This window comes from Rhodoferax sp. SPJ4 (genome assembly GCF_058216275.1).
In genome coordinates this window covers 1,399,422-1,413,768 of sequence record NZ_JBYZMN010000001.1, presented here as the reverse complement: position 1 = coordinate 1,413,768, position 14,347 = coordinate 1,399,422, and the positions used below count along the sequence as shown (strand labels likewise).

Below are 14,347 nucleotides of genomic sequence, written 5' to 3'. Positions count from 1 at the left end.
CCTTTTTGCCACTTTCATGGCGCTCCTCGTGAGCACCCTGAGCCTGTTCACCGCCGGCTGTGCCGCACCCAACGGTGGGGTGTCGGCCTCTGGCAGCGCCAGCCCCGACATGGAAACCGCGTCCGACGAGACCGATGTGCGCCGCCGCGCCCGCCTGCGGCTGGAGCTGGCCAGTGGCTACTTTGAGCAGGGCCAGACCACGGTGGCGCTGGACGAGTTGAAGCAGGCCTTGCTGATCGACCCCACGCTGGCCGAAGCCCACAACCTGCGTGGCCTGGTCTACATGCGGCTGGAAGACCAGCGCCTGGCCGAAGAGAGTTTTCGCCGCGCCTCGACGCTGGCCCCACGCGATCCCGACATCGCCCACAACTTCGGCTGGCTGCTGTGCAGCCAGTCCCGCTACGCCGAAGCCAAACCCTATTTCGCGCTGGCGCTGAGCGTTCCCACCTACCTCGACAAGTCCAAGACCTGGATGGCCCAGGGCCTGTGCGAACTGCGTGCCGGGGCCCGCGAGGAGGGCGAACGCAGCCTGGCCCGCGCCTACGAGCTGGACCCGGGCAACCCGATCGCCGCCTACAACCTGAGCAAGCTGCTGCTGGAAAAGGACGAGCTGGTGCGGGCCCAGTTCTACATTCGCCGGCTCAACAACAGCAACCTGGCCAACGCCGAGAGCCTGTGGCTGGGCATCAAGATCGAACGCCGCCTGGACAGCCGAGAGGCCGCACGGCAGCTGGGAGAACAACTGCGCAAGCGTTTCCCGCAATCGCGGGAAGCGGGCTTGCTGGAACGCGGAGCATTCAATGAGTGAGGCAGCTGACCTCGAGCTGGCGCCTGCCGTGCCAGCCGATCCATCCCAGACCCCCCAGGCTGCCGTCGTGCGCGACAGTGCAGGCACCCTGCTGCGCCAGGCCCGCGAGGCGGCCGGCGTAGACCTGGCTTCGCTGGCCGTGACGCTCAAGGTGCCGGCCCGCAAGCTGGAAGCCCTGGAGGCTGACCAGCTGGACCAATTGCCCGGCGAGATGTTCACCCGGGCGCTGGCCGCCAGCGTTTGCCGTGCGCTGCACATCGACGCCGCGCCGGTGCTGCAATGCCTGCCACAGGCCGAGAAATCGCCTTTTCACCAGCCCCAGCCCAGCCTGAACACGCCGTTCCGTTCGTCGGGTGGCCGCTCGTCGGTGGCTTTGTCGGGCCTGTTGGCCCGGCCCGCGGTCTGGGTGATCGCCGCGCTGTTGCTGGGCGCGGTGCTGTTGCTGGTCGCCCCCTCGGTACCCGGCCTGGGCGGCTATTTCAACCGCACGGCAGCCAGCTCGGCAGCCACGGACACGGCGCCGGCCAAGGCCGGCAGTGAAGCGGCTGTCTCCAGCCCGGCGCCTGCCGAGTTGCGTGCCAGCGACACCGTGGCCACACCACAGGCCAACCCGGCCCCGGTGACGGCGCTGGTGACCGCCGGCAGCCCGTCGGTGGCCCCGGCCCTGACCCCGGCCACCGCGCTGGCTCCCCCCGCCGATCTGGTGCGCTTCGATGTGTCGGCCGCCACCTGGGTCGAGGTGGTCGACGGCGCTGGCAAGCAGCCGCTGCGCCGGGTGCTCAACGCCGGCGAATCCGTCAGCACAGGCGGCGCCTTGCCGCTCAAGGTCACGGTGGGCCGGGCCGACGCGGTGCAGGTGCAGGTGCGCGGCAAGCCGCTCGACCTGGCCGCTTCGGCGCGCGACAACGTGGCCCGCTTCGAGGTCAAGTGATGGACACCGGCCGGCTGTTTTCCGAACTCGCCATGCCCATGGCCGCCCCGGCGCCGCGGCGCTCGCGCCAGGCCCGCGTGGTCTGGGGCGACAAAGTGGTGACGGTGGGCGGCGATGCGCCGGTGCGGGTGCAGTCCATGACCAACACCGACACGGTGGACGCCATCGGCACCGCCATCCAGGTCAAAGAGCTGGCGCTGGCCGGCTCGGAGATGGTGCGAATCACCGTCAACACCCCCGAGGCCGCGGCGGCCGTGCCCCACATCCGCGAGCAGCTCGACCGCATGGGCATCGATGTGCCGCTGGTGGGCGACTTTCACTACAACGGCCACCGCCTGCTGACCGAGTTTCCCGACTGCGCGCAGGCCCTCTCCAAGTACCGCATCAACCCCGGCAACGTGGGCAAGGGCGACAAGCGCGACCGCCAGTTCGGCCAGATGATCGAGGCCGCGATCCGCTGGGACAAGGCGGTGCGCATCGGCGTCAACTGGGGCAGCCTGGACCAGGACCTGCTGGCCGACCTGATGGACGAAAACGGCCGCCGCAGCGAACCCTGGGACGCCAAGCAGGTGATGTACCAGGCGCTGGTGGTGTCGGCCATCGAGTCGGCCCGCCGCGCCGAGGCCCTGGGCCTGCGGGGCGAGCAAATCATTCTGTCGTGCAAGGTCAGTGGCGTGCAGGACCTGATCTCGGTCTACCGTGGTCTGGCCGCCCGCTGCGACTACGCGCTGCACCTGGGCCTGACCGAGGCCGGCATGGGCACCAAGGGCACGGTGGCCTCCAGCGCGGCGCTGGCCGTGCTGCTGCAAGAAGGCATCGGCGACACCATCCGTGTGTCGCTGACGCCGCAGCCCGGCGAGGCCCGCACCCAGGAGGTGGTGATCGCGTCGGAGATTTTGCAGGCCCTGGGTCTGCGCAGCTTTGTGCCCAGCGTCACCGCCTGCCCCGGCTGTGGCCGCACGACCAGCCAGACCTTCCAGGAAATGGCCAAGCAGATCGATGATTTCATGCGCGCCCAGATGCCTGTCTGGCGCAGCAAATACCCGGGTGTGGAGCAGCTCAAGGTGGCGGTGATGGGCTGCATCGTCAATGGCCCGGGCGAGAGCAAACACGCCGACATCGGCATCAGCCTGCCGGGCACCGGCGAGGCCCCGGCGGCGCCGGTCTTCATCGACGGTGAAAAGCGCCTGACGCTGCGTGGCGAGCACATCACCGACGAGTTCCAGGCCCTCGTCGAAAACTACATCGAAAAGCGCTTCGGCGCCCAGACCCGCTGATTCCCCGCCGGGCGGGGCAGGGCAGGGGCCCGGTCACGCCACGGCAGCCTTGTTTCAAAGACCATGGAAAAACTCACCGCTGTCAAAGGCATGAACGACATCCTGCCGCCGGATTCGGCGCGCTGGGAATGGCTGGAAGACCGCGTGCGCGGGCTGATGGCCCGTTACGCCTACCGCAACCTCCGCACCCCCATCGTCGAGCCCACCGCCCTGTTTGTGCGTGGCCTGGGCGAGGTCACCGACATCGTCGAGAAGGAGATGTACTCCTTTGAAGACCGCCTCAACGGTGAGCAGCTGACGCTGCGGCCGGAGAACACCGCCGGGGTGGTGCGTGCGGTGACCGAACACAACCTGCTGTACGAAGGCGGCAAGCGGCTGTACTACATGGGGCCGATGTTCCGCCACGAGCGGCCCCAGCGCGGCCGCTACCGCCAGTTCCACCAGATCGGTGCCGAGGCCCTGGGTTTTGGCGGGCCGGAGGTGGACGCCGAGCTGATTCTGCTGGCCCAGGCGCTGTGGCAGGAGATCGGCCTGCGCGATGTGCGGCTGGAGCTCAACAGCCTGGGCCAGCCCGACGAGCGCAAGGCCCACCGCGCCGCGCTGATCGCCCATTTCGAGGCCCATGCCGAGCTGTTGGACGAGGACGCCAAGCGCCGTTTGCACAGCAACCCGCTGCGCATTCTGGACACCAAAAACCCGGCCATGCGGCCGGTGGTGGAGTCGGCGCCGCAGCTGCTGTCCTTTCTGGGTGAGGCTTCGCTGGCCCACTTCAACGCGGTGCGCGCCATCCTCGACGCCAACGGTGTGGCCTACCAGGTCAACCCACGGCTGGTGCGCGGCATGGACTACTACAACCTGACGGTGTTCGAGTTCATCACCACCCAGCTGGGCTCGCAGGGCACCATCTGCGGCGGCGGCCGCTATGACTACCTGATCGGCCAGATGGGCGGCAAGCCAGCCCCGGCGGTGGGCTGGGCGCTGGGCGTGGAGCGGGTGCTGGAGCTGGTGGCCGCCGCCGGTGTGGCGCTGCCCGAGCAGCCGCTGGACGCCTACGCGGTGGTGCCCGATGTGGCGGCATTGCCGCAGGCCACGGTGCTGCTGCAGGCCTTGCGCGCGGCCGGGCTGCGGGTGCAGATGCATGCCTCGCCCAGTGGCGACGGCATGGGCAGCATGAAATCGCAGTTCAAGAAGGCCGACGCCAGTGGCGCCCGCTACGCGCTGGTCTTCGGCGCCGCCGAGCTGGCCGCTGGCCAGGTGGCCTGGAAACGGCTGCGCGGTGAGCGCGACGCCGCTGACAGCGCCCAGGCCACCCACGCCCTGAGTGACGCGGCCGGTCTGGCCGCGCTGCTGCGCGACAGCAGCCCCCTACAATCGCCCGCATAACTCTTGGCTCCCATGGCAAACCAACTCGACCTCGAAGAACAGGAACAGCTCGACCAGCTCAAGCATTTCTGGAACCAGTACGGCAACCTGATCACCTGGGTGCTGATTGCGGTGTTCGGCAGCGTGGCTGCGTGGAACGGCTGGCAACACTGGCAGCGCAGCCAGGCGGCGCAGGCCGCCGTGCTGTTCGACGAAGTGGGCCGCAGTGCCCAGGCCGGCGACCTGCCCAAGCTGGAGCGGGCGATGGCCGACATCCAGTCCAAATTCAGCGGCACGGCCCAGGCCCAGCAGGCCGCCTTGCTCGGTGCCAAGGTCTTGTACGACAAGGGCAACGCCGACGCCGCCCGCGCCGCGCTGGCCTGGGTGGCCGACAGGGGCAAGGACGAAGGCTACCGGGCGGTGGCCCGGCTGCGTCTGGCCGGCGTGCTGATCGACAGCCAGAAACACGACGAGGCGCTGGCCCAGCTGACAGCCCCCTTCCCGGCCAGCTTCGAGCCGCTGGCGGCCGACCGCCGCGGCGACGTTTTCCTGGCCCAGGGCAAAAAGGCCGAGGCCCGCGCCGAATTCCAGAAGGCCTACACCGGCCTGGGCCCCACCGCCGACTACCGGCGCCTGGTGGAAGTCAAGCTCAACGCCCTGGGTGTCGACCCCCAGGCCACGCCATCGGCCGACGGCGCCGCGGCATCGACCTCCGGAGCCAAGCCATGAACCTGAACCACAACACCCGCACATCGGCCTGGTTGGCGCTGGCCCTGGTCGGCCTGCTGGCCGCCTGCTCCAGCACCGGCGAAAAACCCAAGCCGGCCGCACTGGCGGCCAACCAGCCGCTGATCGCGGTGTCCCAGGCCTGGTCGGCCCGCATCGGCCCGCAGACCGGTGCCGGCCTGCAACCGGTGGTCAATGGCGGCACCGTCACGCTGGCCGCCAGCGACGGCCAGTTGGCCGCGCTGGACGCGTCCAGCGGGCGTGACCTGTGGCGCACCACCGTCAAGGGCGGCATTGCCGCCGGTGCCGGCAGCGACGGCAAGCTGGCGGCGGTGGTCACCACCGGCAACGAGGTGGTGGCGCTCGAGGGTGGCCGCGAACTGTGGCGTGAAAAATTGTCGGCCCAGGCCTTCACCGCGCCGCTGGTGGCCGGTGGCCGGGTGTTTGTGCTGGCGGCCGACCGATCTGTGACGGCCTTCGACGGCCAGAGCGGTCGCAGCCTGTGGCGCCAACAGCGCCCCGGCGAGCCGCTGGTGCTGCGCCAGTCGGGCGTGATCCTGCCCGTGGGCGACACCCTGGTGGTGGGCTTGTCGGGCCGGCTGGCGGGGTTGAACCCGCTCAACGGTGCGGTGCGCTGGGAGGCGCCGATTGCCTCGCCGCGTGGCATCAACGACGTCGAGCGCCTGGTGGACCTGGTCGGCCATGTGGCCCGCAAAGGTGACATCGTCTGCGCGCGGGCTTTCCAGGCCAGCGTGGGCTGTGTCAATGCCGAGCGCGGCAACCTGCTCTGGACCAAGCCGGCCAACGGCTCTGAGGGCGTGGACGGCGACAACACCCTGGTGTTTGGCACCGAAAGCGACGGCAAGGTGCTGGCCTGGCGCACCGCCGATGGCGAGCGCGCCTGGACTGCCGAGCAGCTGCGCTACCGCGGCCTGACCGCGCCGCTGCTGCTGGGCCGGTCGATCGCCGTGGGTGACAGCACCGGTCTGCTGCACTTTTTGTCGCGTGAAGACGGCAGCGCGATGAACCGCCTGGTCACCGACGGCTCGGCCATCGCGGCCACGCCGGTGCTGGCCGCCGGCACGCTGGTGGTGGTCACCCGCAACGGTGGCGTGTTTGGCTTCAAGCCCGAGTAATTTTTGGCCCATGGCCTGGCCGGATGGCCAGGCCCCGGTCTGGTCTCCTTTTTGAGCGGCGACACCTTATGAAACCAGTCGTTGCACTTGTCGGACGCCCCAATGTGGGCAAGTCCACGCTGTTCAACCGCCTCACCAAGTCGCGTGACGCCATCGTGGCCGACTTCGCGGGGCTGACCCGCGACCGCCATTACGGCAACGGTCGCCTGGGCAAACACGAATTCATCGTCATCGACACCGGGGGCTTCGAGCCCGATGCCGCCAGCGGCATCTACAAGGAGATGGCCAAGCAGACCCAGCAGGCGGTGGCCGAGGCCGACGTGGTGGTGTTTGTCGTTGACGCCCGGGGTGGCGTCAGTGCGCAAGACCACGACATCGCCAACTACCTGCGCCGCCTGGGCAAGCCCTGCGTGCTGGTCGCCAACAAGGCCGAGGGCATGCAGGAAGGCATGCAGTTGGTGGAGTTCTACGAGCTGGGCCTGGGCGAGGTGGTGCCGGTGTCGGCGGCGCACGGTCAGGGCATACGCACGCTGATCGAGAAGGCGCTGGAGCCGCTGAACCTGCCGGACGAAGACGAGGCCGAGGCCGACGACCACAGCGTGGTGAAGCTGGCCGTGGCCGGCCGGCCCAACGTGGGCAAATCGACGCTGATCAACACCTGGCTGGGGGAAGAGCGCCTGGTGGCCTTCGATATGCCGGGCACGACCCGCGACGCGATCTCGGTGCCCTTCGAGCGCGGCGGCCAGAAGTTCGAGCTGATCGACACCGCCGGTCTGCGCCGCAAGGGCAAGGTGTTCGAGGCGATCGAGAAGTTCTCGGTGGTCAAGACGCTGCAGGCCATCGAGTCGGCCAACGTGGTGTTGCTGCTGCTGGACGCCACCCAGGGCGTGACCGACCAGGACGCCCACATCGCCGGCTACATCCTGGAGAGTGGCCGGGCGGTGGTGGTGGCGGTGAACAAATGGGACGCGGTGGACGACTACGGCCGCGAACTGCTGCAGCGCTCCATCGAAACCCGGCTGGCCTTTTTGAAGTTTGCCGCCATCCATTTCATCTCGGCCAAGAAGCGCCAGGGTCTGGGGCCGCTGTGGGCCTCCATCGTCCAGGCCCACAAGGCCGCCACCTGCAAGATGTCGACCCCGGTGCTGACCCGTTTGCTGCTGGAGGCGGTGCAGTTCCAGAGCCCCAAGCGCGCCGGCATGTACCGGCCCAAGATGCGTTATGCCCACCAGGGCGGCATGAATCCGCCGGTGATCATCATCCACGGCAACTCGCTGGAGCATGTGACCGACGCCTACAAACGCTTCCTGGAAGGGCGTTTCCGCAAGGAGTTCAACCTGATCGGCACGCCGCTGCGGATCGAGCTGAAAACCTCGCACAACCCCTACGCCGACAAGGAGTAAGGCCTCACAGGGCCCTTGTCCTGAACGGGATGGGGCTTTGCAGGGCCGATTGTCCGGGGCTGTAAGCCTGTGGTAACGTCAAGCCTCATCCACTTCAAAGAACACGGAACATATCGTGAGCAACAAAGGCCAACTCCTGCAAGACCCGTTCCTCAATGCCTTGCGCAGGGAACACATTCCGGTCTCCATCTACCTGGTCAATGGCATCAAGCTGCAAGGCCAGATTGAATCCTTTGACCAGTACGTCGTGTTGCTGCGCAACACGGTGACGCAAATGGTCTACAAGCACGCGATCTCCACCATCGTGCCGGCCCGCGCGGTCAATTTCCAGGCCACCGACGAGTCTGACGCCCCCGCCGCTTGATGGGTCGTGAACACCGCACGGACCCGGCCCACCCCCACTTGAGCTCCCAGCCCACGGCCGACCCCTCGGCGCCCGGCGCCATCCTGGTGGGGGTGGACCTGGGCCTCCCGCATTTTGATGGTCAGCTCGACGAGCTGGGCCTGTTGGCCCAGACCGCCGGCATGCGGCCGCTGGCCAAAATCACCTGCAAGCGCAAGGCGCCCGACGCCGCGCTGTTTGTCGGCAGCGGCAAGGCCGACGAGATCCGCGAGCTGGCCTTGATGCACGGCGCGACCGAGGTCTTGTTCGACCAGTCGCTGAGCCCGGCCCAGCAGCGCAACCTGGAGCGGGTGATTGGTCTCGCGGTCAATGACCGCACCCTGCTGATTCTGGAGATCTTTGCCCAGCGCGCCCGTAGCCACGAGGGCAAGCTGCAGGTGGAGCTGGCCCGGCTGCAGTATTTGTCGACCCGGCTGGTGCGCCGCTGGTCGCACCTGGAGCGCCAGACCGGCGGCGCCGGCGTGCGCGGCGGCCCTGGCGAGAAGCAGATCGAATTGGACCGCCGGATGATTGCCAGCGCGATCAAGCGCACCAAGGAGCGGCTGGAAAAGGTCAAGGCCCAGCGCCAGACCCAGCGCCGCCAGCGCACCCGGCGCGACACCTTCAACATCTCGCTGGTGGGCTACACCAACGCTGGCAAGTCGACGCTGTTCAATGCGCTGGTGAAGGCCCGTGCCTACGCCGCCGACCAGTTGTTTGCCACGCTGGACACCACCACCCGCCACCTTTACCTGGGCGACGCCGGCCGCTCGGTGTCGCTGTCCGACACCGTGGGTTTCATCCGCGACCTGCCGCACGGCCTGGTCGATGCCTTTGCCGCCACCCTGCAGGAGGCCACCGATGCCGACCTGTTGCTGCATGTGGTGGACGCCGCCAACCCCGACAACGCCGAGCAGATGGCCGAGGTCAGGCGGGTGCTGTCCGACATCGGTGCCAGCGAGGTGCCGCAGATCCTGGTGTTCAACAAGCTGGACGCGATGGAGGCCGAACGCCGCCCGCTGCAGTTGTGTGACCAGGTCGACATTGACGGCACCGCGCTGACCCGGGTGTTTGTCAGCGCCCGCAGCGGCGAAGGCCTGGCGCTGCTGCGTGAACAGCTGAGCCTGCGGGCGGTGGGCCCCTGGGTGGAAAGCACCGCCTCGGCGAGTGGCGATGGCGACGACCTGGACAACCCCGGGTCCTGATTGGGCACAATCGGGCCTGCACCTGACAAAGAGACCTTGCGCATGAACCTCCACCTCCCGGCATTCTCCTGGGCCAGGCTCCCCGCCCGCCTGCGGGGCATGTTCAACCTGAACGACCCGCGCTGGGGCCGCAGCGACGACGCCGCTGGCAGCCAGGACAAGCCCGAAGGCCCCCGCTCCGAGCCGCCATCCACACCGCCCCCGTCGGGTGGCCGTGGCCAGGGCCCCAACCAGGGCCCGCCGGACCTCGATGAGCTGTGGCGTGATTTCAACCGCAAGCTGGGTGGTTTTTTTGGCGGCGTCAAACAGGCCGGCCGCGGCAACGGCGGTTTCGGCGGTGGCCCGGGGGGCTTTCAGCCCAACATGAAAAGCGCTGGCCTGGGGGTGGGCCTGGTGGCTACGGTGGTGCTGCTGATCTGGCTGGGCACCGGTTTCTTCATCGTGCAGGAAGGCCAGCAGGCCGTGATCACCCAGTTCGGCAAATACCACTCCACGGTGGGCGCCGGCTTCAACTGGCGTCTGCCTTACCCGGTGCAGCGCCATGAGCTGGTGGTGGTGACGCAGATCCGCTCGGTGGACGTGGGCCGCGACAGCATCATCAAGGCCACCGGCCTGCGCGAGTCGGCGATGCTGACCGAGGACGAGAACATCGTCGAAATCAAGTTCGCGGTGCAGTACCGGCTGAACGACGCCCGGGCCTATTTGTTCGAGAGCAAGGACCCGGCGGCCTCGGTGGTGCAGGCGGCCGAGACCGCGGTGCGCGAGGTGGTGGGCAAGATGCGCATGGACTCGGCGCTGGCCGAGGAGCGCGACCAGATTGCGCCGCGCGTGCGCAGCCTGATGCAGACCATCCTCGACCGTTACAAGGTCGGTGTGGAGGTGGTGGGCATCAACCTGCAGCAAAGCGGCGTGCGCCCGCCCGAGCAGGTGCAGGCGGCTTTTGACGACGTGCTGAAGGCCGGCCAGGAGCGCGAACGTGCCAAGAACGAGGCCCAGGCCTATGCCAACGACGTGATCCCGCGCGCGGTGGGCACGGCCTCGCGGCTGAAGGAAGAGTCGGAAGCCTACAAGGCCCGCATCGTGGCCCAGGCGCAGGGCGATGCCCAGCGTTTCCGTTCGGTATTGACCGAGTACCAGAAGGCACCGCAGGTGACCCGCGACCGGATGTACCTGGACGCGATGCAGCAGATGTACAGCAACGTCACCAAGGTGCTGGTGGATTCGCGCCAGGGCGGCAACCTGCTGTACCTGCCGATCGACAAGATCATGCAGATGACCGCACAAGGCGGTGCAGCGGCCAGCGAGGCGCTGCCCACCGTGCCCGCCGCACCGGCCGTGCCGCCGTCGGCCCTCTCCAACGATGCCCGTTCGCGGGACACCTCGCGCACCCGCGAGCGCGAGACACGCTAGGAATCGGTCATGAATAAACTGGGATTTTGGGTTTCCTCGGCGCTGGTGGCGCTGCTGGTGCTGAGCTCGATGCTGTTCGTGGTTGACCAGCGGCAGTTCGGTGTGGTCTACGCGCTGGGGCAGATCAAGGAAGTGATCACCGCCCCCGGCCTGCATGTCAAACTGCCGCCGCCGTTTCAGAACGTCAGCTACATCGACAAGCGGCTGCTGACGCTGGACAGCAACGACGCCGAGGCCATGCTGACGGCGGAGAAGCAGCGGGTGGTGATTGACTGGTATGTGCGCTGGCGCATCACCGAGCCGTCGGACTACATCCGCAACGTGGGCCTGGACGAAAACGCCGGCGCCGTGCAGCTCAACCGGGTGGTGCGCAACGCCTTCCAGGAAGAGATCAACAAGCGCACCGTCAAAGAGCTGCTGTCGCTGAAGCGCGAGCCGCTGATGGCCGACGTCAAGCGCGAGGTGCTGGAGAAGGTGCGTGGCGCCAAGCCCTGGGGTGTGGACGTGGTGGATGTGCGCATCACCCGGGTCGACTACGTCGAGGCCATCACCGAATCGGTTTACCGCCGCATGGAGGCCGAGCGCAAGCGGGTGGCCAACGAGCTGCGTTCCACCGGTGCGGCCGAGGGCGAAAAAATCCGCGCCGACGCCGACCGCCAGCGCGAGGTGACGGTGGCCAACGCCTACCGGGATGCGCAAAAAACCAAGGGTGAAGGCGACGGCGAAGCCGCCCGCGTGTACGCCGACGCGTTTGGCCGTGACCCGCAGTTTGCCCAGTTCTACCGCAGCCTGGACGCCTACAAGGCCAGCTTCAACCGCAAGGGCGATGTGATGGTGCTGGACCCGTCGTCGTCGGAGTTCTTCAAGGTCATGCGTGGCAACGCCGCGCCGGCCCCTGCCGCGAAGAAATAAGCCAGCGCGGTGTGATCAGCGCCAGCAGTTTCTGGACCGCCGTCGGCCTGGTGCTGGTGATCGAGGGCTTGTTGCCCTTGCTGTCGCCCGGCGGCTGGCGCCGCTTTTTCGAGCAGGCGCTGCGCCTGCGCGATGGCCAGATCCGCTTCTTTGGCCTGGGCAGCGTGCTGACCGGCCTGTGGCTGATCTGGCTGCTGGCCTGAATTCTCCCGCCCGGTTTGCCGGGAGCGGGCCGCCAGCCCGGTAAAATCTCGTTTTAACCCGATTCCCACCACCTATGTCCGCTTGGGTCCTGCCGGATCACATTGCCGATGTCTTGCCCTCCGGCGCCCGGCACATCGAAGAGCTCCGCCGTCTGCTTCTCGACACCGCCCGCAGCTATGGCTACGAGCTGGTGATGCCGCCGTTGCTGGAGCACCTGGAGTCTTTGCTCACCGGCACCGGCGAGGCGCTGGACCTGCAAACCTTCAAGCTGGTCGACCAGCTGTCGGGCCGCATGATGGGCCTGCGCGCCGACACCACGCCCCAGGTCGCCCGCATCGACGCCCATTTGCTGAACCGCGTCGGCGTGACCCGGCTGTGCTATTGCGGCCCGGTGCTGCACACCCGGCCCGAACAACCCCATGCCACCCGCGAGCCGCTGCAGTTCGGCGCCGAGATTTACGGCCATGCCGGCCTGGAAGCCGACCTGGAGGTGCTGGGCCTGGCGCTGGACAGCCTGAAGCAGGCCGGCGTTCAGCACATCAGCGTCGACATGGCCGATGCCCGCATCGTGCAGTCGCTGCTGGCCGGCGTGTCGCTGGCCGCACCGGCGCTGGCCGACCTGCATGCGGCGCTGGCCACCAAAGACGCCACTGGCCTGGCCGGGCTGACCCGTGGTCTGCCTGCGCCCGTGCGCGAGGGCTTGCAGGCCTTGGTGGATTTGTATGGTGATGCCACGGTGCTGGACGAGGCCGAAAAGCGCCTGCCGGCGGCGGCGCTGCTGCAGCAGGCTTTGGCCCAACTGAAGTGGCTGGGCGGGCATGTCGACGGCGCCCAGGTGACCTACGACCTGGCCGACCTGCGTGGCTACGCCTACTACAGCGGGGCCCGGTTTGCGATGTATGCCCAGGGCGCCAGCCAGTCGCTGGTGCGGGGTGGGCGTTACGACGAGGTGGGCGCGGTGTTCGGCCGCAACCGGCCGGCCGTGGGCTTCAGCCTGGACGTCAAGGCCCTGGTCGAGGTGCTGCCTGCGCCGCCGCCCAAGGCGGTGGTGCGTGCACCCTGGGGCGAAGACGCTGCGTTGCGCGCGGCCATTGCGCAGCTGCGCCAGCAAGGTCATGCCGTGGTCTGTGTGCTGCCCGGACACGAAAGCGAAGTTGATGAATTCCGTTGCGACCGCGAACTGGTGCTGAGCGCCGGCCAGTGGGTCGTGCAAGCCATTTGAAAAGCGTTGAGATGAACACAAGCACAGCACAAAAACCCGGCCGCAACGTGGTCGTGGTCGGCACCCAGTGGGGCGATGAAGGCAAGGGCAAACTGGTCGATTGGCTGACCGAAAGCGCCCAGGGCGTGGTGCGCTTCCAGGGCGGCCACAACGCCGGCCACACGCTGGTGATCAATGGCGTCAAGACGGCGCTGCACCTGATCCCCAGCGGCATCATGCGGCCCGGCGTCAAGTGCTACATCGGCAACGGCGTGGTGCTGTCGGCGGCCAAGCTGTTCGAGGAAATCGAAGGCCTGGAAAAAGCCGGTGTCGAGGTGCGCTCGCGCCTGCGCATCAGCGAGGCCTGTCCGCTGATCCTGCCCTTCCATGCGGCGCTGGACATCGCCCGCGAAGTGGCGCGGGAGCAGGGCGGCAATGCCAAGATCGGCACCACCGGCCGCGGCATCGGCCCGGCCTACGAAGACAAGATCGCCCGCCGCGCGCTGCGGGTGCAAGACCTCAAATACCCCGAGCGTTTTGCCACCAAGCTCAAGGAGCTGCTGGACCTGCACAACCATGTGCTGACCACCTATTTGAACGCGCCGGCGGTGGCCTTCGAGCCGGTGTATGCCGAGGCCATGCGCCACGCCGAGCTGCTCAAGCCCATGATGGCCGACGTGTCGCGCGAGCTCAACGACGCCCACCAGGCCGGTGCCAACCTGCTGTTCGAAGGCGCGCAGGGCACGCTGCTGGACATCGACCATGGCACCTACCCCTACGTGACCTCCAGCAACTGCGTGGCCGGCAATGCCGCCGCCGGTGCCGGTGTGGGCCCGGGTCTGTTGCACTATGTGCTGGGCATCACCAAGGCCTACTGCACCCGGGTGGGCGGCGGGCCGTTCCCGACCGAACTGGACTGGGAAACCCCGGGCACGCCGGGCTACCACATGAGCACCGTGGGCGCCGAAAAGGGCGTGACCACCGGCCGTTCGCGCCGCTGCGGCTGGTTCGACGGCGCGCTGCTGAAGCGCTCGGCCCAGGTCAATGGCCTGACCGGTTTGTGCATCACCAAGCTCGACGTGCTGGACGGCCTGAAAGAGCTGCTGCTGTGCACCGGCTACGAGCTGGACGGCGAGACCATCGACATCCTGCCCATGGGCGCCGACGACATCGCCCGCTGCAAACCCATCTACGAAACCCTGCCCGGCTGGAGCGACACCACCGTGGGGGTGACCGAGTACGCCAAGCTGCCGGTCAACGCCCAGCGTTACCTGCAGCGCATCGCCGAGGTCACCGGGGTCCGCATCGACGTGGTCTCGACCAGCCCGGACCGCGACCACACCATCATGATGCAACACCCCTACGCCGTCCCGGCGCTGTGAGCTGGTGC

Annotated in this window: 14 protein-coding genes; all 14 read left to right on the top strand. The window is 67.9% G+C overall.

Features of this window, described 5'->3' with window-relative positions; translation table 11 throughout:
• Positions 1 to 16: 16 nt before the first annotated feature.
• The 14 genes from pilW to AC4BAR_RS06840 all read left to right on the top strand — a co-directional run bounded on the left by pilW (position 17) and on the right by AC4BAR_RS06840 (position 14,339).
• Complete coding sequence (pilW, locus tag AC4BAR_RS06905) at positions 17 to 808, top strand: type IV pilus biogenesis/stability protein PilW (RefSeq protein WP_490627067.1); 792 nt, start codon at positions 17 to 19, stop codon at positions 806 to 808.
• Positions 801 to 1,739 (top strand): helix-turn-helix domain-containing protein, encoded by a 939-nt coding sequence (locus AC4BAR_RS06900; protein ID WP_490627066.1) that lies wholly within the window; start codon positions 801 to 803, stop codon positions 1,737 to 1,739. The genes pilW and AC4BAR_RS06900 overlap by 8 nt, the downstream gene beginning before the upstream one ends.
• Positions 1,739 to 3,016 carry a flavodoxin-dependent (E)-4-hydroxy-3-methylbut-2-enyl-diphosphate synthase gene (gene ispG, locus AC4BAR_RS06895; protein WP_490627065.1) on the top strand — a complete coding sequence of 426 codons (1,278 nt, stop codon included), beginning with the start codon at positions 1,739 to 1,741 and terminating at the stop codon, positions 3,014 to 3,016. The genes AC4BAR_RS06900 and ispG overlap by 1 nt, the downstream gene beginning before the upstream one ends.
• A gap of 63 nt (positions 3,017 to 3,079) precedes the next feature.
• Complete coding sequence (hisS, locus tag AC4BAR_RS06890; RefSeq protein ID WP_490627064.1) at positions 3,080 to 4,399, top strand: histidine--tRNA ligase; 1,320 nt, start codon at positions 3,080 to 3,082, stop codon at positions 4,397 to 4,399.
• A 12-nt stretch (positions 4,400 to 4,411) separates the two neighbouring features.
• Positions 4,412 to 5,107 (top strand): YfgM family protein, encoded by a 696-nt coding sequence (locus tag AC4BAR_RS06885; protein WP_490627063.1) that lies wholly within the window; start codon positions 4,412 to 4,414, stop codon positions 5,105 to 5,107.
• A complete protein-coding gene (gene bamB / locus AC4BAR_RS06880; RefSeq protein WP_490627062.1) occupies positions 5,104 to 6,240 on the top strand; it encodes an outer membrane protein assembly factor BamB in 1,137 nt (378 codons plus the stop codon). Before AC4BAR_RS06885 ends, bamB begins: the two co-directional genes overlap by 4 nt.
• 68 nt (positions 6,241 to 6,308) lie before the next feature.
• Positions 6,309 to 7,643: a ribosome biogenesis GTPase Der gene (der, locus tag AC4BAR_RS06875; RefSeq protein ID WP_490627061.1), complete on the top strand. Its 1,335-nt coding sequence runs from the start codon at positions 6,309 to 6,311 to the stop codon at positions 7,641 to 7,643.
• A 115-nt stretch (positions 7,644 to 7,758) separates the two neighbouring features.
• Complete coding sequence (gene hfq, locus AC4BAR_RS06870) at positions 7,759 to 8,007, top strand: RNA chaperone Hfq (RefSeq protein WP_490627060.1); 249 nt, start codon at positions 7,759 to 7,761, stop codon at positions 8,005 to 8,007.
• 38 nt (positions 8,008 to 8,045) lie between these two features.
• The gene (hflX, locus tag AC4BAR_RS06865) at positions 8,046 to 9,230 is read left to right on the top strand and encodes a GTPase HflX (protein WP_490627059.1); all 1,185 of its coding nucleotides are present in this window, start codon (positions 8,046 to 8,048) and stop codon (positions 9,228 to 9,230) included.
• Positions 9,231 to 9,272: 42 nt separating this feature from the next.
• Positions 9,273 to 10,640, top strand: a complete 1,368-nt coding sequence (gene hflK, locus AC4BAR_RS06860) for an FtsH protease activity modulator HflK (protein WP_490627058.1) — start codon at positions 9,273 to 9,275, stop codon at positions 10,638 to 10,640.
• 9 nt (positions 10,641 to 10,649) lie between these two features.
• On the top strand, positions 10,650 to 11,552 hold the full coding sequence (gene hflC, locus AC4BAR_RS06855) for a protease modulator HflC (protein ID WP_490627057.1): 903 nt from the start codon (positions 10,650 to 10,652) through the stop codon (positions 11,550 to 11,552).
• Positions 11,553 to 11,566: 14 nt separating this feature from the next.
• Positions 11,567 to 11,755, top strand: coding sequence for a DUF2065 domain-containing protein (locus AC4BAR_RS06850; RefSeq protein WP_490627208.1), 189 nt, complete (start codon positions 11,567 to 11,569; stop codon positions 11,753 to 11,755).
• Positions 11,756 to 11,829: 74 nt separating this feature from the next.
• Entirely contained in the window at positions 11,830 to 12,978 is a 1,149-nt protein-coding gene (locus AC4BAR_RS06845) for an ATP phosphoribosyltransferase regulatory subunit (protein WP_490627056.1), read from the top strand.
• Between the two features lie 11 nt (positions 12,979 to 12,989).
• On the top strand, positions 12,990 to 14,339 hold the full coding sequence (locus AC4BAR_RS06840; protein WP_490627055.1) for an adenylosuccinate synthase: 1,350 nt from the start codon (positions 12,990 to 12,992) through the stop codon (positions 14,337 to 14,339).
• Positions 14,340 to 14,347 lie beyond the last annotated feature (8 nt).

Bases quoted from the DNA above. Each gene is read 5' to 3' on its own strand.
- pilW (WP_490627067.1), top strand. From the start codon at position 17: ATGGCGCTCCTCGTGAGCACCCTGAGCCTGTTCACCGCCGGCTGTGCC.
- AC4BAR_RS06900 (WP_490627066.1), top strand. From the start codon at position 801: ATGAGTGAGGCAGCTGACCTCGAGCTGGCGCCTGCCGTGCCAGCCGAT.
- ispG (WP_490627065.1), top strand. From the start codon at position 1,739: ATGGACACCGGCCGGCTGTTTTCCGAACTCGCCATGCCCATGGCCGCC.
- hisS (WP_490627064.1), top strand. From the start codon at position 3,080: ATGGAAAAACTCACCGCTGTCAAAGGCATGAACGACATCCTGCCGCCG.
- AC4BAR_RS06885 (WP_490627063.1), top strand. From the start codon at position 4,412: ATGGCAAACCAACTCGACCTCGAAGAACAGGAACAGCTCGACCAGCTC.
- bamB (WP_490627062.1), top strand. From the start codon at position 5,104: ATGAACCTGAACCACAACACCCGCACATCGGCCTGGTTGGCGCTGGCC.
- der (WP_490627061.1), top strand. From the start codon at position 6,309: ATGAAACCAGTCGTTGCACTTGTCGGACGCCCCAATGTGGGCAAGTCC.
- hflK (WP_490627058.1), top strand. From the start codon at position 9,273: ATGAACCTCCACCTCCCGGCATTCTCCTGGGCCAGGCTCCCCGCCCGC.
- hflC (WP_490627057.1), top strand. From the start codon at position 10,650: ATGAATAAACTGGGATTTTGGGTTTCCTCGGCGCTGGTGGCGCTGCTG.
- AC4BAR_RS06845 (WP_490627056.1), top strand. From the start codon at position 11,830: ATGTCCGCTTGGGTCCTGCCGGATCACATTGCCGATGTCTTGCCCTCC.
- AC4BAR_RS06840 (WP_490627055.1), top strand. From the start codon at position 12,990: ATGAACACAAGCACAGCACAAAAACCCGGCCGCAACGTGGTCGTGGTC.